Here is a 24,578-nt window from a genome sequence, read left to right on the forward strand (position 1 = left end):
ATGGCGGGCGACCAGGGCGTCGCCGCGCGGGCGGCCCGGGACCGCGCGCTGGCGGTCGTCGCCGCCGTGCTGGTCGCCGTCGGCCTGGTCCTGACGCCGGTGGCGGTCGTGGCCGCGCAGGCGCGCCCGCTCCTGGTCGACACCGATCGGTTCGTCGCGACGTTCGGCCCGCTCGCGGGCGACCGCGCGGTGCAGGACGCCGTCGCGGACGCGGTGATGGCCGGCCTCGACTCCCGCGTCGACTTCTCGGCGCTCGCCGCCACGGCGCTGCAGAACGTGGGCGGCCAGCTCTCGCTGCCGCCCGCGGTGGTGGCGGCGCTCCAGGCGCTCGGCGACCGCGCGGCGGGCGCGCTGCGCGCCGTCGTCGACGACCAGGTCCGGTCCCTGGTCTCGTCGGACGGCTTCGCCGCCGTGTGGCGGCAGATGCTCCGGACCGCGCACGCGCAGGCCCTCGCCGGCCTGCGGGACGACCCGTCCGCCGGGCTCGTGATCCGTGGCGACACGCTCGTTCTCCAGGTCGGGCCGGTCGTCGACCGCGTGCGGCAGGCCCTGCTCGACCGTGGCTACCGGGTGGCGGCCCTCATCCCGCAGGTCGACCGGACGGTCGAGCTCGTCGACGTCCCCGGGCTCGGTCAGGTGGCGGGCGGGCACCGTGCGGCGACGGCGCTCGGGGTGTGGCTGCCGATCGCGGTGGCGCTCCTCGTCGTCGGCGGGCTCGTGCTGGCGCGCCGGCGGCGGGTGGCGGTGCTGGCCGCCGGGGCGGGGCTCGCCCTGGTCTCGGCCGCCCTGCTCGTCGTCCTCGCGGTGGTGCGCGCGCGGCTCGCGGCGCCGTCGCGGGACGCGGGCGCGGCCGCCGCCGACCGCTCGCGGTCCCTGCTGCACGTCGCCGCCTACGACGTCGCGGCGAACGGCGTGATCCGCACCGCTGCGGTCCTGCTGGTGCTGGGCGTGGTCGCGGGCATCGTCGTGCACCTCCTCGGCCGCCTCCTGGCGCCCCCGCCAGCCGCGCCCGACGTGCGCGACCGTCCGCTCGCCGTGTGACCGTGCAGGTGACGGGCTTACGCTGCGGGCAGGAGCACCCGGGAGGATCGCCATGGACGTCCGCAGGTTCGCGCTCTGGCGCCGGTCGCCGGACCTGGAGCCGTACGTCGCGCCGGCCGTCGAGCAGGCGGGCTTCTCGCGACTGTGGATCGGCACCTCGCCGGGCAGCCTCGCCAGCGCCGAGGAGGCGCTGGCCACGACGACGACGCTGCGGGTGGCCAGCGGCATCGTCAACATCTGGCGGGACGACGCGCCGACCGTCGCGGCGTCGTTCCACCGGATCGAGGAGCGCTTCCCGGGACGGTTCCTGCTCGGCCTCGGCACCGGGCACCCGGAGTCCACCCCCGACTGGTCCAAGCCCTACGAGTCGATGTCGCGCTACCTCGACGCGCTCGACGAGCTGGGCGTCCCGCCCGAGCGGCGCGTCCTGGCGGCCCTCGGGCCGCGCATGCTCACCCTCGCGAAGGACCGCGCCGCGGGGGCGCACCCCTACCTCGTCACGCCGGGGCACACCGCGCTGGCGCGGGGCATCCTCGGGCCGGACCGGCTGCTGGCGCCGGAGCACAAGGTGGTGCTCGTCGCGGACCCGGCGCGCGCCCGCGCCATCGGCCGCCCGAAGGTCGCCACGCCGTACCTCGGCCTGGTCAACTACCGGAACAACCTGCGCCGCCTCGGCTTCACCGACGAGGACCTGGCCGACGAGGGCAGCGACCGGCTGATCGACGCGCTCGTGGCGCACGGCACGCCGGGCACGGTCGCCGACCGGCTCGCCCAGCACCTCGACGAGGGGGCCGACGAGGTCGCGGTCCAGCTGCTGACCCCCAGCCCGGACGACGACCTGCGCCCCTGGCTCGCCACGCTGACCGAGGCGCTGCGGGACTACGACGCTGAGGTCCCCGAGGCCTGAGGGAGCCTGAGCTCCGTCCCGGCACCTGGGACGACGGCGGGGCGGCCCGGGACCGGAAGGCCCGGACCGCCCCGCCGTTCCTCGGTGCTCAGGAGGCCAGGTGGTGCGCCTGCCGGAGCAGCGCCGTGGCCTGGGCCGAGAGCGACGTGAGCGTGCCGTGCGAGGGTGCTCTGCCGGCCGCGGCCGCGGCGAGCACCTCCTTGATCTGCCCGGCGACGCGGTCGCGGTGGTCGGCCAGACCGGTGAGGGCCTGCTCGGTCAGCCTGAACCGGCTGTCGTCCGCGGCGGAGCCGCTCGCCAGCGCCCGGGACTCGGCGAGGAGCGTGTCGGTCCCGAACGTGCCCACCGAGGAGTTGAGCTGGTGGTACAGCCCCACCAGGTCGCCGACGCCCGTGAGCGACCTCGGCGCCGAGGCGAGCGCGGCGGCCACGACGGTGCCGTCGCTGGTGTAGCTGTCCGACAGCCCGGTCAGGTGCAGCAGGGTCGGGCGCAGGTCGGTCTCCTCGACCCACGTGCCCTTGCGGCTGGCCTGCGGGATCGTGAGGGTCGAGTTCGGGTCGTGCGCCTCGTTGCCCTCGGCCGGCTGCGGGCCGTCGACGCCCCTGACCGCCACTCCCTTGCCCGCGAACGCGGCCCAGGTGATGTCGATGTTGGGCGAGTAGTAGCCGTGGTTCCAGCCGTAGGAGGGGTTGACGGAGACGTTGGCCCCGGTCGTCGAGAAGTAGTAGTCGGGGACCGGGAACATCGTGTACGTCGGGGTGCGCAGCGGGTCGTTGGTCTGCATGTGCAGGATCCGCTGCTCCACGGCGCCGGCCTGGTACGTGACGACGTGCTCGCCCTGCACGCCGCTGAACGGGTTGTCGGCCGTCATCGCGGCGGTGTCGCGCTCGAGCTGGCGCGTCGTGGGATCGGCCGGGGCGGGCCGCCCGTGCACGTAGATCGAGGCGCCCTGCGGCTCAAGGTCGTACGTCGCGGTGGCGCTGGCCGTCGTGGCGAGCAGCCCGGGCAGGTTGGCCTGCAGCTCGCCGACCTGGCCCACGGCGTAGGAGCACGGCACCGTCACACCGTCGCAGCCCGCCGGGGTGGGCGTCGAGGCGCGGCCGGCGTTGGCGCCGGAGAACTGGTCGTTCTCCTCGGCGCCGATGAGGAACACGGTGTTGGCCGGCGTGATGCCGTCCGCCTGGAGGCGCTCGAAGAACTGCTGGAACGCCTGGTCGTACGCCTTGGCGTTGGAGACGTAGCAGGCGTCGCCGGGGCCGACGGCCTTGCCCGACGAGGTCGCGGACGCCGTCGTGCACGCGGTCGAGCTCCACGCCTTCTTCTCGTGGAGGTCGGAGATGTAGCCGTAGGTGACGGGGATGCCCGCCTCCTGCATGTCAGCGAGGTAGGCGAGGCTCTGCGTCGCCGACGGGCTGAAGCCCGGGAAGCCCGGATGGTTGGACAGGTACTGCCCGTTGATCTGGGCGCCCTGCTCGTCGACCAGGTTGCCGGCGGCGTTCGTCACGGCGTAGCCGTTGCGCGAGACGTTCGGCGTCCCGGCGCCCAGCGCCGGGGCGACGTACTTGGCGCCGAACAGGGCCTTGAAGCCCGCGTACCCGCCGGGCTCGGTAGGCAGCGCGTCCGGCCTCGCGTTCGGCGACTCGCAGGGCGCGGCGCCCTGCGCGCAGTGCACCGCGACGCCGATGTAGTCGGCGACCTCGGCGTCCTTGTAGGGGTCCTTGTCGGCGTTGAGCTGCGCCACCTCGGGCGAGCCCGCGCCGAACACCGTGGTGATGTCCTGCTTCGTGTTCTCCAGCACCATGTTGGCGGTCGAGAAGTCGCCCACCGAGCAGCCGGCGCGCGTGAACGGCACCCACGGTGCCGGGGCGGCCTGGCCCGAGCCGGTCGCCGGGACCGTCGCCGAGTAGGTCATGGTCGGCGCCGTGTCGTGGCCGGCGCTCGGGGTGGCGGCCGTGTCGACGGCGGGGCTGGTCCAGTAGGCGAACGACGTCGCCGGGTCGGTGGTCCCGTCCGGGTTGTACGTCCGGTAGGAGTTGCTCAGCGGCTGGCCGTGGCGGTCGCCGTAGAGCCCGGTGTAGATCGACAGCGAGTCGTCCGCGGTGTGGGCGATCATCGGCGCGTGCACGTTGGAGAAGACGGTGCCGTACTGCTCGAGGAAGCTCAGCAGGTGCGGCATCTGCTCCAGGTCGGAGGGAACGTTCGGGTTGTCCCGTGCGAAGTGCACGTTGTCGAACACCAGGCTGATGACGTGCTGCACACCGTTGCCGAGCCGGCAGTCGCCGGCGGCCTGCGACGCCGCGGCCTGGCCCGGGCTCGCGGCCGCGGGCAGCGTGCCCGCGGTCGCCCCCCCGAGCACGAGTGCGGTCGTCGCCGTGACGGCGAGATGGCGCTTGAGGCCCATGCCTACCTCCATGGTCGGATCGGTGCGGACCGGCGCTGCTCCGCACCGGCCGCCCATGCGACCGTATCGAGGGGACGCCGCGTCAGAAACCTCCGGCAGGTGTCCGGCAGACCACGGTTGGGTAAAGCACCCGGACCCGGACCCGTCAGGACAGGCGCGCCTCGGCGACGGGCGTCCCCGCGGCCAGCGTGACCTCGGCCGACGAGCCGGCGGCGGTCACGGTGTAGTCGCCGAGGAAGGCGTCGAGCGTGAACCGACCGGCGTCGTCGGTCCGCACGGTGGTCTCCGGCAGCCACCACTCGCCCTTGACGTGCGCGTGCAGCGCGTCGTACGCGGGTTTGGCGGTGCCGTCCCGGCGGACGAGCCCGGCGGGTGCGCCGAGCCATGAGCCGTCGTCGGTGAGGCCCCAGTAGGTGACCGCCTGCACCGCGGGGTGTGCGAGCAGCGTGCGGTAGTGCCGCACGAGCTCGTCGGCCTGGCGCTCCTCGCCCTGCGGCGTCGTGGGCCAGTCCGGCACCTGGTAGTCGTTGAGGTCGTCGATCTCGGGCGGCATCAGGTGACCCGACACGAGGGTCGTCTCGGTCCAGTGCAGCGGCAGGCCGAAGCGGGCGAACCGCTCGAGGATGCGCTGCGTCTTCTCCTCGCCCCAGTAGCCCTGGTGCATGTGCGACTGGAGGCCGAGCGCGTCGATGCGGACACCCGCCTCGAGGCACTCCTCGACGAGCCGCTCGTACCGCTCGGAGAGGTCGAAGTCGTTGAGCAGCAGGGTGGTGCCGGGGTTGGCGGCGCGCGCCGTGTCGAACGCCAGGCGGACCATGCCGAGGCGCCCCTCGCGCCGCGCCAGCCGCGTGACGGCGTTCTCCTCGGCGGTGAACACCGGCAGGATGACGACCTCGTTGATCGCGTCCCAGGTGTCGACGAGGCCGGCGAAGTCGGTGACGTCGCGCGTGATGCGGGCCCGCAGCGCGGCCTCGACCTCGTCGTCGGACAGCGGCAGCAGCCACTGCGGCGCCTGCGTGTGCCAGGCGAGCGGGTGCCCCTTGAGCGCGACGCCCCGGTCGCGGAACCACCGGGCACCCCGCAGCAGGCGGGCGGTGTCCGGCCGCCCCCGCTCGGGCTCGAACCGGCGCCAGTAGAACGGCAGGGTCGCGGTGTTGAACAGGTCGAGCCACAGCTCCGCGAGCCGCGCGAGGTGGTGGTGCGCGCCGCCGCCGTCGGGGCCCGCCTCCGGCTCGTCGTTCGCGAGCGCGACGAGGTCGAAGCCGATGTTGCCGAAGGTGAACGCGTGCCGGCGCTGCGCGACCGTGACCTCGGCACCCGCGAGGGGCCGGCCGTCCGCGCCGGTCACCGTCACGTCGGTCCGGGCCGTGCGGTGGGCGAGCTCGGCGGGGCAGCGGACGACGACCTCGGGCACGAGCGTTCCTTCGGGGCGCGGACGGTCAGAGGTGGGCGCTCGAGCCGCGGCGCACGAGCGAGACGGGGAGCCGCACGTGCCGGGACTCCGGCTCGGGGCCGTCGAGGAGTGCCAGCAGCAGGCGGATCGCCTCCGCCCCCATCCGCTGCAGCGGCTGCTGCACGGTGGTCAGCGGCGGAGTCGACTGCGCGGAGTCCGGGATGTCGTCGAACCCGACGACCGACAGGTCGCGCGGCACCTCGATGTCCATCTGGCGCGCGACGTCGATGATGCCGAGGGCCGAGAGGTCGTTCGCGGCGAAGATCGCGGTCGGGCGGTCGGCCAGCGACAGCAGCTCCGCGGCGGGAGCGTGGGACTCCTCGCGGCTGTAGGACCCGATCCGGATGAGGCCCTCGTCCGCCGGCATGCCCGCGTCGGCGAGCGCCTTGCGGTAGCCCGCCTCGCGCAGCCGGGAGGACTCGAGGTCCGGGCGGCCGGCAAGGAACCCGATGCGCGTGTGCCCGAGCTCCAGCAGGTGCTGGGTCGCCAGGACGCCGCCGGTGAAGTTGTCGGAGTCGACGGTCGGCAGCCCGAGCGGGCCGGCGTGCGGGTCGATGGCGACGACCGGGATGTCGGAGTCCGCGTCCATGACGGTGGGGGTGACCATGATCGCCGCGTCGATGAGCGTGCCGGACAGCCGGGACAGGTACCGCCGCTCCCACCCGACGCCGCCGCCACGCCGCGCGCCGGTGTAGGCGAGCAGGTCGTACTGGGTCTCCTCGAGCACCGTGGCGGCGCCCTTGAGGATCTCGGCGCTGAACGGCTCGAAGCCGGCGACGAGGACACCGATGACGTACGTCTTGTGGGAGCGCAGGCTGCGCGCGACGAGGCTGCCCTCGTAGCCGAGGTCGTCGATGACGGAGTTGACGCGCGAGTACGTCTCGCGTGCTACGCCGTCACGCGAGTTGATCACCTTCGACACGGTCGACACCGAGACGCCCGCGGCTCTGGCGACGTCGGTGATCGTGACCCGTTGAGCCACGGCGGCAGCATAAACCCAGGAGAACGTTGTCGATAACGATTGCCCAGCGGACGGGCCTGCGCGCGCGTCGCGGGCCGCGGTGGCGTGCACACGCTACGCCCGGCGGCTGTGCCACGGCCGTGTGACATCCCGGCGGGGGTGGTGCGACACGTGGCTAAATCGTTATCGAGAACGTTTGACATCGTTTTCGACGGGGGTGCACTCTGGCGCCGTCGGACCCCGAACACCCGTCATCGGCGACGCAGGTCGGCGATGGCGGTCGCGTACGGCGGCGCGACACTGGTTCAAGGTCAGAGGGCAAGGTGCCCGGGTGCCTGTCGTCGTTGCCGGGATCACCCGGAACGGGCGGTCGCCGGCTTGTCTGTCAGGGTCTCAACGAGGAGGACAGATCTGATGAATACGAGGAAGTCCCTTGCGATCACGGCCGTTGCGGCCGTGGCCGCGCTCGGGCTTGCCGCGTGCAGCTCCGGCGGGGGCACCACCCCCACCACCGGCGCCACCGGCGGCGGTGCCCAGACCAGCGCGCCCCCGGCCGACTACACGGCCACGCTGACGCTGTGGGAGAACAACACGACCGGCAAGGGTCCGCAGTTCTGGGCGGACACCATCGCCGCGTACAAGAAGGTGCACCCGAACGTCACCATCAACCTCCAGCCGGTGCAGAACGAGGACCTCGACGGCAAGCTGCAGACCGCGCTCAACGGTGGCAACGCGCCTGACATCTTCCTGCAGCGTGGTGGCGGCAAGCTCGCCGCGATGGCCGACGCCGGGTTCGTCGCGGACATCACCAACGCGATCGACGCCAACACCAAGGCGGCCATCCCCGCCTCGGCGTTCGCGGCCGACACGTACAAGGACAAGATCTACGCGGTCCCGATGACCGTGCTGCCCGGCGGGTTCTTCTACAGCAAGGACCTGTTCCAGAAGGCCGGCATCACCGACACGCCCAAGACGCTCGCGGACCTCAACGACGCCGTCACGAAGCTCAAGGCGTCTGGCGTCGCCCCGGTCGCCCTCGGCGCCAAGGACGCGTGGCCGGCTGCGCACTGGTGGTACTGGTTCGCCCTGCGCGAGTGCTCGGAGCAGACGCTCAACACGGCTGCCGACACCGCCAACCTGTCCGACCCGTGCTTCCTCAAGGCCGGTCAGGACCTGCAGGCCTTCGCCGCCACCAAGCCGTTCAACGACGGCTTCCTGACGACGTCCGCCCAGCAGGGCGCCGGCTCGTCGGCCGGTCTCGTGGCGAACCACAAGGCCGCCATGGAGCTCATGGGTGCCTGGGACCCGGGCGTGATCGGCTCCCTGACGCCGGACCAGAAGAACCTGCCGGACCTCGGCTTCTTCCCGTTCCCGTCGGTCCCCGGTGGCGCCGGTGACCCCACGGCCATGATGGGTGGTCTGGACGCCTTCTCCTGCTCGGCCAAGGCCCCGCAGCCGGCGTGCACCGACTTCCTGAACTTCCTGGCGACGGACGCCATCCAGGAGTCGTACTCCACCGCCGCCTCGGCGCCGCCCGCGTCGAGCAAGGCCGCCGCTGCCGTCACCGACCCGGTGCTGCAGAGCGTCATGTCCTACAACCAGAAGGCCGCCTACGTGTCGCAGTGGCTGGACACGCGTCTCGGCCAGAACATCGGCAACGCCCTCAACACCGGCGTCGTCGACATGCTCGCCGGCAAGGGCGACCCCGCCAGCATCATCAAGGCGGCGTCCAACGCCGCAGCGAAGGGCTGAGCTGAAGCACCATGACTGATTCCACTCGCGAGACCGCACCCGTCGTGGTGACCTCGCCTGTGAATCTCTCGACGGACGGGGGCGGCGCCTCGACGCTGCCCCCGTCCGGGCTTGCCCGGCGTCGCCGCCGCAGTGGCGGCGGCTCCGGTTTGGCGGCCCGTCTGGAGATCGCAGGGCTCGCAGCACCCGCAGTGGTCATCTTCCTGACCTTCGTGATCCTGCCGGTGTTCATGGCCGCCTACTACGGCTTCTACAAGTGGAAGGGCTACGGCAAACCGACCGACTTCGCCGGCTTCCACAACTACGTCGTCATCTTCCAGGACCCGCTGTTCCACGGTGCCCTGATCCACAACCTCGAGATCGTGGTGCTCTCCCTGGTGTTCCAGGGGCCGATCGCCATCATCTTCGCGCTGCTGCTCAACCGGAAGATGCGGGGCCAGTCGATCATCCGTGTGCTGATCTTCGTGCCCTACGTCATCTCCGAGGCCGTCGCCGGTATCGGGTGGAGCCTGCTGCTGGCGGGCAACGGTGCGTTCGACGCGCTCATGCGCGACCTGCACCTGAACTTCCTCGCGCGGGACTGGCTGGCGAACCCGAGACTCGCCCTGTGGACCCTGATGATCATCCTCACGTGGAAGTACATCGGGTACGCGACGATCCTGTTCCTCGCCGGCCTGCAGGGCATCCCCGAGGAGCTCAACGAGGCGGCCGCGATCGACGGCGCCTCGTACTGGCAGGTGCAGCGGAGGATCACGCTGCCGCTGCTCGGCCCGACGATCCGCATCTGGGCGTTCCTGTCGATCATCGGCGCGCTCCAGCTGTTCGACATCGTCTACATCATCTGGGGCCAGTACGTCGCCTCGACGGCCGGCGTCTCCACGATGGCGACCTACATGAACCAGAACGGCCGCATCTCGGGCAACTTCGGCTTCGGCAGCGCCGTCGCCGTGGTCATGTTCCTCATCTCGCTCGTCATCGCGCTCACCTACCAGCGCTTCGTCCTGCGCCGCGACACCGAAGGCGCGCTCACCGGGGGAGGGAGGACCCGATGACCACCGTCGCCACGCTCGACGCCGCCGAGATCCGTGCCCGTCGCAAGGCTGCCAAGTCCAAGGGCCTCAGCTGGGGCAACCCGGTGATCTACTTCGTCGCGCTGCTGTTCGTCGGCGTGATGGTCTCCCCGGTGCTGTACATCGTGATCGGCGGCTTCCGCACCAACTCGCAGATCACCGTCGACCCCGCCGGCTGGCCGCACCCCTGGGTGGCCCAGAACTACATCGACGTGCTGAAGAACGGCGTCTTCTGGCGTTCGTTCGGCAACTCGACCTTCGCGGCGGTCGTCACGACCGCGGGCGTGGTCGCGCTCGGGCTCATGGTGAGCTTCGTGCTGGCCCGCTACCGGTTCCGCGGCAGCGGTGCGCTCTACACGCTGTTCGCGGCGGGCCTGATGTTCCCGATGGCGGTGGCGATCACGCCGCTGTACATCCTCATCCGGACGCTGCACCTGATGAACAACCTCTTCGGCGTCATCCTGCCGGGCATCGCGTTCGCGCTCCCGGTGACGGTGATCATCCTGGTGCCGTTCCTCCGGGCCATCCCGTACGAGATCCAGGAGGCCGCCGAGATCGACGGCTGCGGCCGGCTCGGGTTCTTCTTCCGGATGGTGCTGCCGCTGTCGGTCCCGGGCGTCATCACCGTGGGGATCCTCGCGTTCATCGGCAGCTGGAACGGCTACCTGCTGCCGCTGTACATCCTCAACAACCAGTCGTCGCAGACGCTGCCGCTGACGGTCCAGACGTTCGCCTCCGGCCCGTACTCCGCCGACACGGCGAAGATCCTCGCGTTCACGTCGCTGGCGATGCTCCCCGCGCTCGGGTTCTTCAGCCTGTTCGAGCGGCGGATCGTCGGCGGCCTGACCGGGGCGGTCAAGGGCTGACGTCCACGGTCCGTGCCGGCGCCACGACGGCCCGGCACGGACCGGAGCCGGCTGCACCAGGGGCTTCGGCCCGCATCATGAGGGAGTAGTGCTGTGTCGTTCGACGGGGCCGGCCCCGACCGTGCCATGACCATCAAGAACCCTGTGCTGCCGGGGTTCAACCCGGACCCGAGCATGATCCGTGTCGGCGACACGTACTACCTGGCGACCTCGACGTTCGAGTGGTTCCCCGGCGTGCGCATCCACGCCTCACGCGACCTGGTCCACTGGAACCTCGTGGCCAACGTCCTGGACGAGGCCCGCCTGCTGGACATGACGGGCAACCCCGCCTCGGGTGGCATCTGGGCGCCGGACCTCTCCTACGCCGACGGCAAGTTCTGGCTCGTCTACACGGACGTGAAGGTCGCCGAGGGCGCCTTCAAGGACATGACGAACTACGTGACGACGGCGACCGAGATCACCGGGCCGTGGTCCGACCCGGTACGCCTCAACGGCATCGGCTTCGACGCGAGCCTCTTCCACGACGAGGACGGCCGGAAGTACCTGGTCCAGCAGACGTGGGACCACCGGGAGTACCACCACCAGTTCGACGGGATCACGCTCACCGAGCTCGACCCGTTCACGCTCGCGCCGAACCGCAAGACGCAGCGCACCATCTACGCCGGCACCGAGCGGGGCCTGGTCGAGGGTCCGCACCTCTACAAGATCGACGGCTGGTACTACCTGTTCGTCGCCGAGGGCGGCACGGTCTGGGAGCACCAGGAGTCGGTCGCGCGGTCGCGGTCGCTGGACGCGCTCTCGTTCGCGACGATGCCGGGCAACCCGTTCATCACCAACGCCGACACCCCGGACTTCCCGCTGCAGAAGCAGGGTCACGGCGCGCTCGTCGAGACGCCCGGCGGCCAGTGGTACTACGCGTCGCTGGTGGCGCGCCCGTGGCGGCACGGCGACGAGGGGCCCGACGACCCGCGGGGCTGGTGCACCCTCGGGCGCGAGACGTCGATCCAGCAGGTCGAGTGGGACGACGAGGGCTGGCCGCGCGTCGTCGGCGGCCGCGCGGGCCTCGTGGAGGTCCCCGCGCCCGACGACGCGATCCTCACCGATGCCCCGAGCGACCACTCGGAGCACGACGAGTTCGACGCACCAGCCCTCGGGCTGGAGTGGAACACGTTGCGGGTCCCGTTCACGAGCACGATGGGCACCGTCGGCGGTGGCCGCCTCGAGCTCGCGGGCCAGGGGTCGCTGGCCAACCGCCACGACCTGTCGCTCGTCGCGCGCCGCTGGCAGGCCTTCGACTTCGACGCCGCGACGGCGCTGAGGTTCGAACCCGAGACCTACCAGGCGATGGCCGGCCTGACGAACTACTACAACGACACGCACTGGTCGTGGGTGTTCGTCACGTGGGACGAGAAGCGCGGCCGGGTCATCGAGGTCGCGGAGAACGACCGCGGCCGCTACCGCTCCTACCTGCGCGACGACGCGATCGCGGTGCCGGACGGCGTCGAGCTGGTGCACCTGCGCACGCGGGTGCGCACCCGGACCTACACGTACGAGTACTCGTTCGACGGGAGCACCTGGCACCCCACCGGCGTCGAGCTCGACGCGAAGGTCCTCTCGGACGACTACGTGCTGCAGAGCTACGGCGGCTTCTTCACGGGCGCCTTCGTCGGCCTCGCCGCGGTCGACCTCTCGGGCTACCGCGAGGTGGCGACGTTCGACCACTTCGACTACCGCGAGCTGTGACCGACGCCTCCCAGGTCACCACTGCGCGGGGCACGGGCCGTGTCGCCGCCCTGACGTTCGACGACGGGCCGAACCCGGGCGAGACGGACGACCTGCTGGACCTCCTCGCGGAGACGCGGATCACCGCCGTGTTCTGCGTCATCGGTGCCAACGTCCGGGCGCCCGGCGGGGCCGACGTGCTGCGGCGGACCGTCGCGGAGGGCCACGTGCTGGCCAACCACACGACGAGCTACGCCGACATGGGTGACTGGGCCGCCGACCGCGTGCGCGCGGACCTCGTCGAGAACCTCCGGATCATCCACGACGCCGTCGGTGACGTGCCGGTGCCCTACTTCCGGGCGCCGAACGGCTCCTGGGGGCGCACCGCAGGGGTCGCGGCCGCGCTGGGGATGCGCCCGCTCGGGCTCGGCAACGTCATCCACGACTGGGAGACGCAGGACGAGGAGACGCTCGTCGCGAACCTGCGGGCGGCGATCGTGCCGGGCGCGGTGGTGCTCGCCCACGACGGCGGCGGCGAGCGCTGGAGCACGGTGCGGGCCGTGCGACGGGTGGTGCGGGAGCGGCTGGCCGAGGGCTGGTCGTTCACGCTCCCGGGCCAGTAGCGCCGCGCGGTCGTCAGTCCGAGGAGGCCGCGGCGCGGCGCAGGGCCCGGAGCTCGGCGGCGACGGCGCTTTGCGTGGTGCGGTGCGCCCGCCGGAAGTCCTCGGCGATCTGCTGCGCCTGCGCGTGGATCAGGAGGCGCAGGTCCTCGTGCAGCCGGGCCGTGCGCTCCTCGGAGACGGCCGGGTCGTCCAGCGCGGCCAGCCAGAGCCGGCGGGCGACACGGATGTCGTCGTCCGTGACGTCCACCCGCAGCTCGTGCGCGTCCATCTCGTCCCCCGTCCGCTGGTCACCGACGTCTCGAAGGTGCCGGGGACGGGTCGATGGATACGCGCGACGCCGGAGATTCACCCGGTCGGGGGATGGCGGATCCGGGGGGTAGGTCCGCCGCCCCCCGACCGGAGCTCATGGCGTGGGGGTGGTCACAACCGGGTGATCCTGCGGCGACGGCCACCGCTCGAGGCGACGAGCGAGACGAGGATCGCCGCGACGCCGATCTGGATGAACAGCTCGATCCAGTCGATGCCGCGGGTGTCGTTGACACCGAGCCAGGTGGCGATGAGGGTGCCGAGGAACGCGGCGGCGATCCCGATGAGGATCGTCAACCACCAGCTGATGTTCTGGTGACCGCGGACGACCAGCCGGCCGAGGGCGCCGATGACGGCACCGACGAGGATCGTGACGAGGATGCTCCCGAGGTTCATGTCGTCTCCCTCCGCGCGTGGCGGCGCTCGCCGTCGAACGTAGGACAGTTGCGCGCGATCCGCGCGGCGAGCGGCCGCCGCGGCGGGAGCGGGCGGGTCGGGGCGGCGTGCCAGGATGGCGCCGTGCCGGCCCCCGACGAGACCCGCGGCCCGCTCGGCCGTGCGTGGGCGGGGCTGAAGGCGTGGGTCGACCCGCTCGTCGCGCTCGTCGTGCTCGCGCTGCTGCTGGGGCTGCTCGCGCCGGTGCGCGGCACCGCGGCGGCCGGCCTCGGCCGCGTCACCACCGTGGCGATCGTCCTGCTGTTCTTCGGCTACGGCGCCCGCCTGGCGACGTCGCAGGTGCGCGCCGGCATGCGCAACTGGCGCCTGCAGGGCTCCATCCTCGTCGCGACGTTCGTCGTCTTCCCGCTGCTCGGGCTGCTGTCCCAGCTGGTGCCGGACGCGGTGCTGGCGCCGTCCCTGTGCACCGGCGTGCTCTACCTGACGCTGCTGCCGTCCACCGTGCAGTCCTCCGTGGTGTTCACGTCGATCGCGGGCGGGAACATCGCCGGCGCCGTGACGGGCGCCACGGCCTCGAACGTCACGGGGATCCTCGTGACGCCCGCGCTGGTCGCCGCGCTCATGGGTGGCCACGGCGGGCTCGGCGCCGGCGGCGTCGTGGGCACGCTGTCCGAGCTGCTCCTGCCCTTCGTCGTCGGCCAGGCGGTGCAGCGCTGGACGGGGACGTGGCTGCGGGCGCACGGCTGGCTGACGCGGGCGACCGACCGCGCGACGATCGTCCTCGTCGCCTACTCGGCCGTGAGCGACGCGACGAGGACGGGCGCCTGGCGGGGCGTGACGGTCGGGACGGTGGCGGGACTGCTGGCGGTGAGCGCCGCGCTGCTCGTCGCGCTGCTGGCGCTGACATGGCGCGCCGGCGGCTGGTGGGGCCTGGACCGTGGCGACCGGATCGCGCTGCTCATGTGCGGGTCGAAGAAGAGCCTCGCCACCGGCCTGCCGATGGCGGCGGTGCTGCTGCCGGCCGCCACCGCGGCGACCGTGACGCTGCCGGTCGTGGTGTTCCACCAGCTGCAGCTGACGGTGTGCGCCGCGATCGCGCGGCGCCTGGCGGCCGGGGCACGGGAACCGTCACCCCGGGTGCCAGGATGAGCGCCGTGCTGCCCCTGGTCCCGGTCCCCTCGAGCGTGCGGCCCACGGGCGGCGCGCCGTTCGTCGTCACACCGGGCACCGCCGTCGAGGCCCCGCCGGGAGCGGAATCCGCGGCCGCCGTCGTCGCCGCGGCGCTGGGGGGCGCGGCCGGGTTCGTCGTGCCCGCCCGCCGGGCCGGGCCGCCCGACGAGGCCGGGCGCCGGCCGGCACGGGGCGTCGGCCCGCTCGTCGTGCTGGTGCTGGACCCGACCCTGCCGGTCGACGGCGACCCCGGTCGTCTGCGCGAGACCTACACGCTGGCGGCGGACGAGGCGGGGGTCTGCCTCGCCGCGCGCACGCCCGAGGGGCTCCACCGTGCCGCGGCCACGCTCTCGCAGCTGCTCACCACCGACGGGACCAGCGTCGTCATCCCTCCTGTACAGATCGAGGATGTCCCGCGGTACACATGGCGCGGGCTGTCCGTGGACGTCGCCCGGCACTTCCTGCCGGTGGCCGACCTCGAGGCGATCGTCGACCTGCTGGCGGGCTACAAGCTCAACGTGCTGCACCTGCACCTGACCGACGACCAGGGCTGGCGCCTCGACCTCCCGTCGCGGCCGGAGCTCGCCGCGCGCTCGTCGGCCGGCGGCGTGGACGGCGACCCCGGCGGCGCGTACTCGGCCGCCGACTGGTCGCGGCTCGTCGCGCACGCGGCGGCCCGCGGCGTCGCGGTGGTCCCCGAGATCGACGTGCCGGGGCACGTCAACGCCGCGCTGCACGCCGTCCCGGCACTCAACCCGGACGGCGTCGCCCCGGACGTGTACGAGGGCGTCGCGGTCGGCTTCTCCAGCCTGCGGTCCGACCTGCCGGAGACGGTGCCGTTCCTCACCGACGTGTTCGGCGACCTGGCGGCGATGACGCCCGGGGAGCACCTGCACCTCGGCGGCGACGAGGCGCACCACACGCCTCCCGACGAGTACGTCCGCCTCGTCGGCGCCGCGGTGGCCGCGGTGCGGGCGACGGGCCGGACGGTCGTCGGCTGGCAGGAGGTCGCCGCCGCGCCCCTGCCGCCCGGCACGGTGGTGCAGCTCTGGGACACCCGCGCCGACACCGCCCCCGTGGTGGCCGCGGCGCGCGCCGGTGCCCGCGTGCTCATGTCACCCGCCGACCACGTGTACCTGGACATGCAGTACGCCGCGGGTCACGCGCTCGGCCAGGACTGGGCCGGGTACGTCGAGCTCCGCGACGCCTACGCGTGGGAGCCCGCGGCGACGGTCCCCGGCCTCGACCCGGCGGCGGTGGTCGGCGTCGAGGCGGCGATCTGGACGGAGACGCTGCGGACGCGCGACGAGGTGATGTCCATGCTGCTGCCGCGGCTGGCGGCCGTGGCCGAGGTCGCGTGGTCGTCGTCGGCCGACTGGGAGCAGTTCCGGGAGCGGGTCGCGCCGCACGCCGCGGCGTGGGACCGGGACGGGCTGGCCTGGCACGCGTCGCCGCAGGTCGACTGGCGGCGCTAGCCCCCTAGATCCAGGACGGCAGCCACATCCGGATGTGCCACTGCTGGTAGGGGATCGTCTGCGCGGACCACACGGGGTAGAAGAACAGCCCCACGGCCACGACGAGCACGACGAAGCCGGTGACGCCCCAGATGGCGATCCGCCGGCCGCGTTCCTCGCCCGCGCGGGCCGGGCCGACGATCAGCCCCAGCACGTACACCAGCGTCAGCACCACCCACGGCACGAAGGCCACCGAGTAGAACGTGAAGATCGTGCGGTGCGCGTAGGCGAACCACGGCAGCCAGCCGGCGGCGACGCCCGCCAGGACCGCGCCGGCGCGCCAGTCGCGGTGGCGCACGAGCCACCACAGCGCGACGAGCAGCGCGGCGGCGCCGGCCCACCAGATCAGCGGGTTGCCGAGCGAGGTCACCGGCTGCGAGCAGCTCGTCGAGCCGCACGCGTCGAGCGCGGACTGGCCCGTCAGGCCGGAGACCGTCGTCGGGTACCAGAACGACGTCGGCCGCCACTGGATGATCCAGCCCAGCGGCTCGGCCGCGTAGGGGTGCGGGCTGGTCAGCGTGTTGTGGAAGTGCCACATGTCCAGGTGGTACTTCCACAGGCTCCGCAGCGCCGGCGGCAGCCACTGGACGCCCTGCCCGGGGTTCTGCGCGGCCCACTGCCGGCCCCACGCGTTCGGGTGGAGGAACCAGGACGTCCACGTCGCCAGGTACACCAGTGCGGTGCCAGGGACCATGATCGCGAACGCGGGGATCCCGTCGCGGAGGATGCCGGTCCGCACCCAGTGGCGGACGCCGACGGCTCGTCGTGCGGTCAGGTCCCACCAGACGGACATGACGCCGAACACGGCGAGGAAGTAGATGCCCGACCACTTGGTGCCGCACGCCAGCCCGAGCAGCACGGTCGCCACGAGCCGCCACCAGCGGAAGCCCAGCGCGGGGCCGGTCTCGAGCTCGCCACCGCTGTCGAGGATCGCGGCAGCGCGATCGGCGAGGCGGCGCCTGGACCGGTAGCGGTCGAGCAGGAGCGCGCCGAAGGCCGCCAGCACGAAGAACATGAGGAACGGGTCGAGCAGGCTGATCCGCGACTGGACCAGGGCCTCGCCGTCAACGGCCAGGAACAGCCCGGCGAGGGTGCCCAGGGCGGTCGACGCGAACAGCCGCCGTCCGATCCGCGCGATGAGGAGGATCGCGAGCGTCCCGAACACCGCCGCGGCGAGCCGCCACGCGAACGAGCTGGTGACCCCGCCGCCCAGCTGGATCCCGAGGCCGATGAGCCACTTGCCGACCGTCGGGTGGACCACGTACTCGGGGGCCGTCTGCAGCATCGAGGTGTCGCCGGCCTCGAAGCGAGGGTTGGGGTCGGCGCCCCAGTTCGCCTCGTAGCCCCGGGCGAACATCGAGTAGCCGTCCTTGACGTAGTACGTCTCGTCGAAGACGAGCGCGTGCGGCGTCCCGAGGTGCCAGAAGCGCAGGATGCCCCCGACGAGGGTCACGGCGAGCGGGAGCACCCAGCCGAGCACCCGGGCGCGGCGCGTGGCGTCCAGCGCGAGGAACGCGTCGCCGAGGAGACGGCGCTGCAGGCGGACGAGCGTCGACTCCTCCGGGAGCCACCCGCGCGGCAGCGGCGTCTCGGCGTCGGTGTCGGTCTCGGGGGCCGACAGGGCGGCGGTCACGCCGTCGTCGGCCGCCGGGACGTGCCGGGCGTCCGCGTGCGACGCCCCTGCTGCCGGGCCTGGCCCGGCCGGCGCACCAGCCGGCGCCGCTTGTCCGGCGGTGCGCCAGTCGGCGGGCACCGACGCGCCGTCGTCGGGCTCCAGGGCCGGGACGGGCGCGGCCTCGGACGTCGGCCCGTCGGCCCGAGGGGTCGGCGCGGACTCGTCCGGCTGGGCGGGGTCGGCCCGATGGCGTCCGGTGGGCGGCACGCGGTCATCGTAGGGGGCGCGGTTGTGCCGCAGGCGTGAGTGGCAGGCTTGTGCCGTGACCTCGTCGGACGCCGGGCGGCTCGTGCTCGCCGCCACCCCCATCGGTGACGCGGAGGACGCCTCGCTCCGGCTGCGCCGGCTGCTCGCGGAGGCCGACGTCGTCGCGGCCGAGGACACCCGCCGCACGCGCGACCTCGCGCGGCGGCTGGGTGTCACCATCGGCGGGCGCGTGGTGAGCCACCACGAGCACAACGAGGCCGGGCGCGTCGACGAGCTGCTCGAGGTGGTCGAGGGCGGCGGCACGGTGCTGGTGGTCACAGACGCCGGGATGCCGGCCGTCTCCGACCCCGGCTACCGCCTGGTGACGGCGGCCGTGGCCGCGGGCCTGCCCGTCACCGTGGCGCCAGGGCCGAGCGCCGTGCTGGCCGCGCTGGCCGTGTCGGGCCTGCCGACGGACCGGTTCGCCTTCGAGGGCTTCCCGCCCAGGCGGCCGGGGGAGCGGGCGCGGGCGCTGGCCGCGCTGGCCGACGAGCGGCGCACGCTCGTCTTCTTCGAGGCCCCGCACCGGCTGGCGGCGTTCCTCGCGGCCCTCGCGGAGGCGTTCGGCACGAACCGGCGCGGGGCGGTGTGCCGCGAGCTGACGAAGACCTACGAAGAGGTGCGGCGGGACACGCTCGGCGCGCTCGCGGCGTGGGTCACGGCCGGGGAGGTGCGCGGCGAGATCGTCGTCGTGGTCGAGGGAGCCCCGGACCGCGCGGCCACGGCCGACCCCGGCGACCTGGTGGCGCGCGTCCTGGCCAGGGCGGACTCCGGCGAGCGGCTCAAGGACGCGGTGGCCGCGGTGGCCGACGAGACGGGCGCCGCCAAGCGGGACCTCTACCAGGCGGCGCTGGCCGCGCGGGCGGCCGCGCGCTGACGCTGCGGCGGCCGTGGCGGGCCCGTGGCGCCGGCCTCGTCGGACGCGGCGCGCGGCCCCGCTGCTCAGGCGGCCGACGAGGGGATGAGCTCCGCGCCGGCGGTGGCCATGTCCCGGCGGGCCGCGGCGCCGAGCTCCGGGGTCACCGGCACGGTCAGGTCGGTGAGCACGCGTGCGTGCAGGCCCTCGGAGATCGCGTCCAGCGTCGTCGCGCGCACGCAGTGCGACTCGGCGATGCCGACGACGTCGACGTCCGTGATCGCCTCGCCGCGCAGGATGTCGGCGAGCGACTGCCCGCCCTCGTCGGTCCCCTCGAAGCCCGAGTAGGCGGCCTGGTAGGCGCCCTTCTTCACCGACGCGTCGGGGTGCAGGCCCGCCAGCGCGGGGTGCAGCTCGGCCTCAGCGGTGCCGGCGACGCCGTGCGGCGGCCAGGTGTCGACGAAGTCCGGGTGGTCGGAGAAGTGGTGCCCGGGGGAGACGTGCCAGTCCTGCGTGGTGACGACCAGGTGGTAGCGGTCGCGGTGCGCGGCGGCGTAGGCCGCGATCGCCTCGGCGGTGGCGTTGCCGCCCTCGACCGGCAGCGCCCCGCCCTCGCAGAAGGTGGGCTGCACGTCGACGACGAGCAGCGCCCGGCGGGTGGTCATACCCGAAGTGAACCACCGGGCTGCGCGCGGGCTTCCCCTCGCCGAGACTGGCGGCATGGGCCGGCGGCTGGTGGTGGCGGCCGCGGCGGCGATCGCGCTGCTCGCGGGGTGCACGGGCCCGCCCGGCCCGGGGCCCACGAACGGGCCGACGGGCCCGGCGGCTTCGTCGGGCGTCCCCGCGACGGGGACTGCGACCCCGGGCCCGAGCCCGGCGTCGACCGGGACGATCCACGACGTGCCGACCGTCCACGTCACCTCGGTGAGCGACGTGGCGACCGGGCTCCCGGTGCCTTGGGGCATCGCGTTCCTGCCAGGGGGCCGGGCAGTCGTCACGCTGCGCGACGAGGCGCGGCTGGTGCTCGTCGGTCCGGACGGGACGGTGACCCCGGTCGTCGGGCCGGGGGCCGACGAGATCCACGCGTCGACCAGGCCGGCGGGCGAGGGCGGGCTGCTCGGCGTCGCCGTGCTGCCGGGCGCCACCGCGGCCTCGGCGGACCTGGCGATCTACCAGACGACGGCTGACGACAACCGGATCCTGCGCGCGACCCTGTCGGGCTCGACGCTGGGGGCGACCCGCGCGATCCTCACCGGCATCCCCAAGGGCTCGATCCACAACGGCGGTCGTCTCGCCGTCGGCCCCGACGGGCTGCTCTACGTCGGCACCGGCGAGACGGGCGACCGGCCCCTCGCCCAGGACCCGGCCTCCCTCGGCGGCAAGGTGCTGCGGATCACGCCGGACGGCGCCCCCGCGCCGGACAACCCCGACCCGAGGTCGCCCGTGTGGAACACCGGCCACCGCAACGTGCAGGGGATCGCGTTCGCCCCGGACGGGCGCGTGTTCGCCAGCGAGTTCGGCCAGGACACGTGGGACGAGCTCAACGTGCTCGTCGGCGGCGGCAACTACGGCTGGCCGACCGTGGAGGGCACGGGCGGCGCGGGCCGCGGGTTCGTCGACCCGCTGGTGGTGTGGCCGACGGACGAGGCGTCGCCCTCCGGGATCGCGGTGACCGCCGACGCGGTGTACCTGGCCGCGCTGCGCGGCCAGCGGCTGTGGCGCGTCCCGCTGCACCCGCTCCCGCCGGGTGCCGCGCCGACGGACCCGGCTGGCGTGGGCGCCCCGCAGGTGGTGCTGGACGGGTACGGGCGGCTGCGCGCGGTCGTCGTCGCCCCGGACGGCTCCCTGTGGGTGCTGACGAACAACACCGACGGGCGCGGCACCCCGCGTGCCGGCGACGACCGGATCCTGCGGGTCGCGCTGCGCTGAGGCGGAATTCATCCGGCGACTCGCCGTGCGACGCACGGGAAAGTCCTCCCGCCGAGGAGCACCTGCCTGCCAGGATGTCTGCCGCCGGGACGGTGGGGCCGCGGTCCCCGGCACCCTGCGGCCGGCCCCTGCGCTGAGGAGCCCACGTGTCGTCGTACGACCCCTACACCAGCCCGGACCCCAACCAGCCGGCGCAGCCGTCCGGCCAGCCCGGCTACGGCCAGCCCGCGCCCGCGCCCTACGGCGACCCCTCGTCGTACGGCCAGCCGCCGGCCGCCCCGTACGGCGACCCCGCGTACGGCCAGCCGCCGGCCCAGCCCTACGGCCAGCAGCCGGCGTACGGCGCCCCCCAGTACTCGCAGTTCGGGACCCCGCAGTACGGCACCCCGCAGTACGGGGCGACCCCGTACCCCGCGCCGGCCGCCCCGTACGGCTACTACGCGGAGAGCGACAAGTCGTTCGTCGTCACGTGGCTGCTCGCGTGGTTCCTCGGGAGCTTCGGGGTCGACCGGTTCTACCTCGGCAAGATCGGCACCGGCGTCCTCAAGCTCGTCACCCTCGGCGGCTGCGGCGTGTGGTCGCTCATCGACCTGATCATGGTGCTGGTCGGCAGCACCAAGGACACCAACGGCCGCCCGCTGGCCGGGTACGAGCAGAACAAGCGGACCGCCTGGATCGTCACGGGCGCGCTGCTGGCGCTCAGCATCGTGTCCGGCGCGATCTCCGGCATCTTCTCCTCGATCGGGGCCAGCTACCGCTAGCAGGCGGGCAAGGCGTGGCGGGGGCCCCACCTAGGATTCGCACCATGTCCCGCATCCTGTCGGCCGTCGCGTGGCCCTATGCGAACGGCCCCCGCCACATCGGTCACGTCGCCGGCTTCGGTGTCCCCTCGGACATCTTCAGCCGGTACATGCGGATGGCGGGCCACCAGGTGCTCATGGTGTCCGGGACCGACGAGCACGGCACGCCGATCCTCGTCGAGGCGGAGAAGCAGGGCCTGACCCCGCAGCAGCTGGCGGACCGGTTCAACCGGGTCATCGTCGAGGACCTGACGTCGCTCGGGCTGAGCTACGACCTCTTCACCCGGACGACCACGCGCAACCACTACGCCGTGGTGCAGGAGATGTTCCGCACCGTCCACCGCAACGGGTACATGCTCGAGCGGTCGACGCTGGGCGCGATCTCGCCGAGCACCGGGCGCACCCTGCCCGACCGCTACATCGAGGGCACGTGCCCCATCTGCGGCTACGACGGCGCCCGCGGCGACCAGTGCGACAACTGCGGCAACCAGCTGGACCCGGTCGACCTCATCAACCCGCGCAGCCGGATCAACGGCGAGACGCCGACCTTCGTCGAGAGCACCCACTTCTTCCTCGACCTGCCGGCGTTCGTCACGGCGCTGGGCGACTGGCTGCGCACGCGCGTCGACTGGCGCCCGAACGTGCTGAAGTTCTCCCTCAACCTGCTCGACGACGTGCGCCCGCGCGCCATGACGCGCGACATCGACTGGGGCATCCCGGTGCCGCTGCCCGGCTGGGAGGACAACCCCAACAAGCGGCTCTACGTGTGGTTCGACGCGGTGATCGGCTACCTGTCGGCGTCCATCGAGTGGGCGCGGCGCACGGGCGACCCCGACGCCTGGCGCGCGTGGTGGAACGACGGCGAGGCCCTGAGCTACTACTTCATGGGCAAGGACAACATCACGTTCCACTCCCAGATCTGGCCGGCCGAGCTGCTCGGCTACGCCGGCAAGGGGGACCGGGGCGGCGCGCCGGGTGTCTTCGGCGACCTCGATCTGCCGACCGAGGTGGTCTCGAGCGAGTACCTCAACGTCGACGGGCAGCAGTTCTCCTCGTCGCGCGGCGTGGTCATCTACGTGCGCGACATGCTGTCCCGCTACCAGCCGGACGCCCTGCGCTACTACCTGGCGGCCGCCGGCCCGGAGAGCCAGGACGTCGACTTCACGTGGGCGGAGTTCAAGCGCCGGACGAACGACGAGCTCGTCGCCGGCTGGGGCAACCTCGTCAACCGGGTGGCGACGATGGTGAACAAGAACTTCGGGGCGATCCCGGCCCCCGGCGCGCTGCAGCCGGTCGACACGGGCCTGCTCGCGGCGACCCGCGGCGGCTTCGACACGGTGGGCGCGCACCTGCGCGAGCACCGCAACCGGGCCGCCCTCACCGAGGCGATGCGCCTGGTCCAGGAGGCGAACCGGTACGTCTCGGACACCGAGCCGTGGAAGCTGAAGACCGACCCGGACCGGCTGGCCACCGTGCTGCACACCACCACGCAGGCGGTCCTCGACCTCAACACGCTGCTGTCGCCGTTCCTGCCGTTCTCGGCCCAGACCGTGCACGAGACGTTCGGCGGCACCGGCACGATCGCCCCCATGCCGCGCATCGACGAGGTCACCGACCTGGACGACGAGTCCCGGACCTACCCCGTGATCACCGGCGACTACCGGCTGGGCGAGACGCTGGCGCCCTGGGCGTCGCCGGCGGCGGTGCCGGGCACGCCGGTCGGCAAGCCGACGCCCGTGTTCACCAAGCTCGACGACTCGGTCGTCGAGGACGAGATCGCCCGCGCGCAGCAGGCGTGAGCGCCTCGGCACGGCGAGGGCATTGATGAGCCGTCACCGCGACCGGGGCTGGCCGGAGCCCCCCGAGCCGCTCCCGGTGCCGACGGTGGACAACCACACCCACCTGGAGTCGGTGCTCGAGGTCACCTACCCGTTCCCGCCGGCCCCTGCCACCCCCGACTCCGGTGTACCCCGGACCGCTGACCACGGTCCGGACGTCACCGGAGTCACCGGGGGTGGGGCCCGGGTGGCGGAAGGGGGTGCCGGGCTCGTCGGGCACCTCGCTGCTGCCGCCGCCGTCGGGGTGACGCGGATGGTGCAGGTCGGGTGCGACCTGGAGTCGGCCGCGTGGACGGACGCGGCCGTGCGCGAGCACGACCAGCTGCTCGGCGCCGTCGCGATCCACCCCAACGAGGCCGTGCTGCACGCCGGGGTGCGGGAGGTCGCCCCCGACGGCCTCGAGCCGGACCCGCGGCCGCGGCACGAGGTGCCGCTCGACGAGGCGGTCGCCCTGGTCGCGGGGCTGGCGCGCGGCAACGCGCGGATCCGCGCGATCGGCGAGACCGGCCTCGACCTCTTCCGTGCCGGCCCGCGCGGCCGGGCGGTGCAGCGCGAGGCGTTCCGTGCGCACGTCGCGCTCGCGAAGGAGCTCGGCCTGGCGCTGCAGATCCACGACCGGGACGCGCACGACGAGGTCGTCGAGGTCCTGGAGGCGGACGGCGCTCCCGAGCGCACGGTGTTCCACTGCTTCTCCGGCGACGCCGCGCTCGCCCGCACCGCCGTGGCCCACGGCTGGTTCTGCTCCTTCGCCGGCCCCGTGTCGTTCCCGGCGAACGAGGGGCTGCGCGCGGCCCTGCGCGAGGTCCCGCCGAGCCTGCTGCTGGTGGAGACCGACGCGCCCTACCTCACCGTGCACCCCCACCGCGGCCGGCCCAACGCGCCGTACCTGCTGCCCGGCGCCGTGCGGATGATCGCCCAGACGCAGGGCCGCGACCTCGCCGACGTGTGCGAACGCCTCGCCGCCACCGCGCAGGAGGTGTATGGACCCTGGTGACGGGTTTCACAGTTGGTCACGGATCCATTACGGTCGGTCCTGGTGTGCGTGCCGGCGC

The 24,578-nt window shown here is 73.3% G+C and carries 21 protein-coding genes; 14 read left to right on the forward strand and 7 right to left on the reverse strand.

Annotated elements, in window-relative coordinates; all coding sequences use genetic code 11:
* Together BGO37_RS06465 and BGO37_RS06470 are read left to right on the forward strand one after the other, a co-directional pair.
* Complete coding sequence (locus BGO37_RS06465; RefSeq protein ID WP_291753238.1) at nt 1–1,041, forward strand: hypothetical protein; 1,041 nt, start codon at nt 1–3, stop codon at nt 1,039–1,041.
* Nucleotides 1,042–1,093: 52 nt separating this feature from the next.
* Nucleotides 1,094–1,948, forward strand: a complete 855-nt coding sequence (locus tag BGO37_RS06470) for an LLM class F420-dependent oxidoreductase (RefSeq protein WP_291753240.1) — start codon at nt 1,094–1,096, stop codon at nt 1,946–1,948.
* A gap of 88 nt (nt 1,949–2,036) precedes the next feature.
* Here BGO37_RS06470 and BGO37_RS06475 read toward each other — a convergent pair whose 3' ends face one another.
* The 3 genes from BGO37_RS06475 to BGO37_RS06485 all read right to left on the reverse strand — a co-directional run bounded on the left by BGO37_RS06475 (nt 2,037) and on the right by BGO37_RS06485 (nt 6,784).
* On the reverse strand, nt 2,037–4,349 hold the full coding sequence (locus tag BGO37_RS06475; RefSeq protein WP_291753242.1) for a hypothetical protein: 2,313 nt from the start codon (nt 4,347–4,349) through the stop codon (nt 2,037–2,039).
* A 145-nt stretch (nt 4,350–4,494) separates the two neighbouring features.
* A complete protein-coding gene (locus BGO37_RS06480; RefSeq protein WP_291753244.1) occupies nt 4,495–5,763 on the reverse strand; it encodes an endo-1,4-beta-xylanase in 1,269 nt (422 codons plus the stop codon).
* 25 nt (nt 5,764–5,788) lie between these two features.
* On the reverse strand, nt 5,789–6,784 hold the full coding sequence (locus tag BGO37_RS06485; RefSeq protein WP_291753246.1) for a LacI family DNA-binding transcriptional regulator: 996 nt from the start codon (nt 6,782–6,784) through the stop codon (nt 5,789–5,791).
* A 393-nt stretch (nt 6,785–7,177) separates the two neighbouring features.
* Here BGO37_RS06485 and BGO37_RS06490 point away from each other — a divergent pair, with 393 nt between their 5' ends.
* From BGO37_RS06490 to BGO37_RS06510, 5 genes are all read left to right on the forward strand, one after another.
* On the forward strand, nt 7,178–8,515 hold the full coding sequence (locus BGO37_RS06490) for an ABC transporter substrate-binding protein (protein ID WP_291753249.1): 1,338 nt from the start codon (nt 7,178–7,180) through the stop codon (nt 8,513–8,515).
* Nucleotides 8,516–8,526: 11 nt separating this feature from the next.
* On the forward strand, nt 8,527–9,567 hold the full coding sequence (locus BGO37_RS06495; protein ID WP_291753252.1) for a carbohydrate ABC transporter permease: 1,041 nt from the start codon (nt 8,527–8,529) through the stop codon (nt 9,565–9,567).
* Nucleotides 9,564–10,451: a carbohydrate ABC transporter permease gene (locus BGO37_RS06500; RefSeq protein ID WP_291753253.1), complete on the forward strand. Its 888-nt coding sequence runs from the start codon at nt 9,564–9,566 to the stop codon at nt 10,449–10,451. Before BGO37_RS06495 ends, BGO37_RS06500 begins: the two co-directional genes overlap by 4 nt.
* A 93-nt stretch (nt 10,452–10,544) precedes the next feature.
* Nucleotides 10,545–12,194: a glycoside hydrolase family 43 protein gene (locus tag BGO37_RS06505; protein ID WP_291753254.1), complete on the forward strand. Its 1,650-nt coding sequence runs from the start codon at nt 10,545–10,547 to the stop codon at nt 12,192–12,194.
* Nucleotides 12,191–12,796 carry a polysaccharide deacetylase family protein gene (locus BGO37_RS06510; RefSeq protein ID WP_291753257.1) on the forward strand — a complete coding sequence of 202 codons (606 nt, stop codon included), beginning with the start codon at nt 12,191–12,193 and terminating at the stop codon, nt 12,794–12,796. Before BGO37_RS06505 ends, BGO37_RS06510 begins: the two co-directional genes overlap by 4 nt.
* Nucleotides 12,797–12,809: 13 nt before the next feature.
* Here the strand turns inward: BGO37_RS06510 and BGO37_RS06515 are convergent, their stop codons facing one another.
* Together BGO37_RS06515 and BGO37_RS06520 are read right to left on the reverse strand one after the other, a co-directional pair.
* On the reverse strand, nt 12,810–13,064 hold the full coding sequence (locus tag BGO37_RS06515; protein ID WP_291753259.1) for a hypothetical protein: 255 nt from the start codon (nt 13,062–13,064) through the stop codon (nt 12,810–12,812).
* Between the two features lie 152 nt (nt 13,065–13,216).
* Nucleotides 13,217–13,498 (reverse strand): GlsB/YeaQ/YmgE family stress response membrane protein, encoded by a 282-nt coding sequence (locus tag BGO37_RS06520; RefSeq protein WP_291753261.1) that lies wholly within the window; start codon nt 13,496–13,498, stop codon nt 13,217–13,219.
* Between the two features lie 123 nt (nt 13,499–13,621).
* Here BGO37_RS06520 and BGO37_RS06525 point away from each other — a divergent pair, with 123 nt between their 5' ends.
* The gene (locus tag BGO37_RS06525; RefSeq protein WP_291753263.1) at nt 13,622–14,647 is read left to right on the forward strand and encodes a bile acid:sodium symporter family protein; all 1,026 of its coding nucleotides are present in this window, start codon (nt 13,622–13,624) and stop codon (nt 14,645–14,647) included.
* Complete coding sequence (locus tag BGO37_RS06530) at nt 14,644–16,143, forward strand: family 20 glycosylhydrolase (RefSeq protein ID WP_291753265.1); 1,500 nt, start codon at nt 14,644–14,646, stop codon at nt 16,141–16,143. The genes BGO37_RS06525 and BGO37_RS06530 overlap by 4 nt, the downstream gene beginning before the upstream one ends.
* A 4-nt stretch (nt 16,144–16,147) precedes the next feature.
* On the opposite strand, the gene BGO37_RS06535 is transcribed toward BGO37_RS06530, so the two are convergent.
* Nucleotides 16,148–18,064, reverse strand: coding sequence for a phospholipid carrier-dependent glycosyltransferase (locus tag BGO37_RS06535; RefSeq protein WP_291753267.1), 1,917 nt, complete (start codon nt 18,062–18,064; stop codon nt 16,148–16,150).
* A gap of 55 nt (nt 18,065–18,119) precedes the next feature.
* Here BGO37_RS06535 and rsmI point away from each other — a divergent pair, with 55 nt between their 5' ends.
* Nucleotides 18,120–18,980, forward strand: a complete 861-nt coding sequence (rsmI, locus tag BGO37_RS06540; RefSeq protein WP_291753269.1) for a 16S rRNA (cytidine(1402)-2'-O)-methyltransferase — start codon at nt 18,120–18,122, stop codon at nt 18,978–18,980.
* 65 nt (nt 18,981–19,045) lie between these two features.
* On the opposite strand, the gene BGO37_RS06545 is transcribed toward rsmI, so the two are convergent.
* Entirely contained in the window at nt 19,046–19,624 is a 579-nt protein-coding gene (locus tag BGO37_RS06545) for an isochorismatase family protein (protein WP_291753271.1), read from the reverse strand.
* 55 nt (nt 19,625–19,679) lie between these two features.
* Between BGO37_RS06545 and BGO37_RS06550 the strand changes: the two genes are divergently transcribed.
* The 4 genes from BGO37_RS06550 (at nt 19,680) to BGO37_RS06565 (ending at nt 24,520) form a co-directional block, all read left to right on the forward strand.
* Nucleotides 19,680–20,888: a PQQ-dependent sugar dehydrogenase gene (locus BGO37_RS06550; protein WP_291753273.1), complete on the forward strand. Its 1,209-nt coding sequence runs from the start codon at nt 19,680–19,682 to the stop codon at nt 20,886–20,888.
* A gap of 146 nt (nt 20,889–21,034) precedes the next feature.
* Nucleotides 21,035–21,649, forward strand: coding sequence for a TM2 domain-containing protein (locus tag BGO37_RS06555; protein ID WP_291753274.1), 615 nt, complete (start codon nt 21,035–21,037; stop codon nt 21,647–21,649).
* A gap of 44 nt (nt 21,650–21,693) precedes the next feature.
* Entirely contained in the window at nt 21,694–23,487 is a 1,794-nt protein-coding gene (gene metG / locus BGO37_RS06560) for a methionine--tRNA ligase (protein ID WP_291753276.1), read from the forward strand.
* 25 nt (nt 23,488–23,512) lie between these two features.
* The gene (locus tag BGO37_RS06565) at nt 23,513–24,520 is read left to right on the forward strand and encodes a TatD family hydrolase (protein WP_291753277.1); all 1,008 of its coding nucleotides are present in this window, start codon (nt 23,513–23,515) and stop codon (nt 24,518–24,520) included.
* Nucleotides 24,521–24,578: the final 58 nt, after the last annotated feature.

It is taken from the genome of Cellulomonas sp. 73-92 (assembly GCF_001898175.1).
GTDB lineage: Bacteria > Actinomycetota > Actinomycetes > Actinomycetales > Cellulomonadaceae > Cellulomonas.

Bases quoted from the DNA above. Each gene is read 5' to 3' on its own strand.
- BGO37_RS06465 (WP_291753238.1), top strand. From the start codon at position 1: ATGGCGGGCGACCAGGGCGTCGCCGCGCGGGCGGCCCGGGACCGCGCG.
- BGO37_RS06470 (WP_291753240.1), top strand. From the start codon at position 1,094: ATGGACGTCCGCAGGTTCGCGCTCTGGCGCCGGTCGCCGGACCTGGAG.
- BGO37_RS06475 (WP_291753242.1), bottom strand. From the start codon at position 4,349: ATGGGCCTCAAGCGCCATCTCGCCGTCACGGCGACGACCGCACTCGTG.
- BGO37_RS06490 (WP_291753249.1), top strand. From the start codon at position 7,178: ATGAATACGAGGAAGTCCCTTGCGATCACGGCCGTTGCGGCCGTGGCC.
- BGO37_RS06495 (WP_291753252.1), top strand. From the start codon at position 8,527: ATGACTGATTCCACTCGCGAGACCGCACCCGTCGTGGTGACCTCGCCT.
- BGO37_RS06500 (WP_291753253.1), top strand. From the start codon at position 9,564: ATGACCACCGTCGCCACGCTCGACGCCGCCGAGATCCGTGCCCGTCGC.
- BGO37_RS06515 (WP_291753259.1), bottom strand. From the start codon at position 13,064: ATGGACGCGCACGAGCTGCGGGTGGACGTCACGGACGACGACATCCGT.
- BGO37_RS06520 (WP_291753261.1), bottom strand. From the start codon at position 13,498: ATGAACCTCGGGAGCATCCTCGTCACGATCCTCGTCGGTGCCGTCATC.
- BGO37_RS06530 (WP_291753265.1), top strand. From the start codon at position 14,644: ATGAGCGCCGTGCTGCCCCTGGTCCCGGTCCCCTCGAGCGTGCGGCCC.
- BGO37_RS06545 (WP_291753271.1), bottom strand. From the start codon at position 19,624: ATGACCACCCGCCGGGCGCTGCTCGTCGTCGACGTGCAGCCCACCTTC.
- BGO37_RS06550 (WP_291753273.1), top strand. From the start codon at position 19,680: ATGGGCCGGCGGCTGGTGGTGGCGGCCGCGGCGGCGATCGCGCTGCTC.
- metG (WP_291753276.1), top strand. From the start codon at position 21,694: ATGTCCCGCATCCTGTCGGCCGTCGCGTGGCCCTATGCGAACGGCCCC.
- BGO37_RS06565 (WP_291753277.1), top strand. From the start codon at position 23,513: ATGAGCCGTCACCGCGACCGGGGCTGGCCGGAGCCCCCCGAGCCGCTC.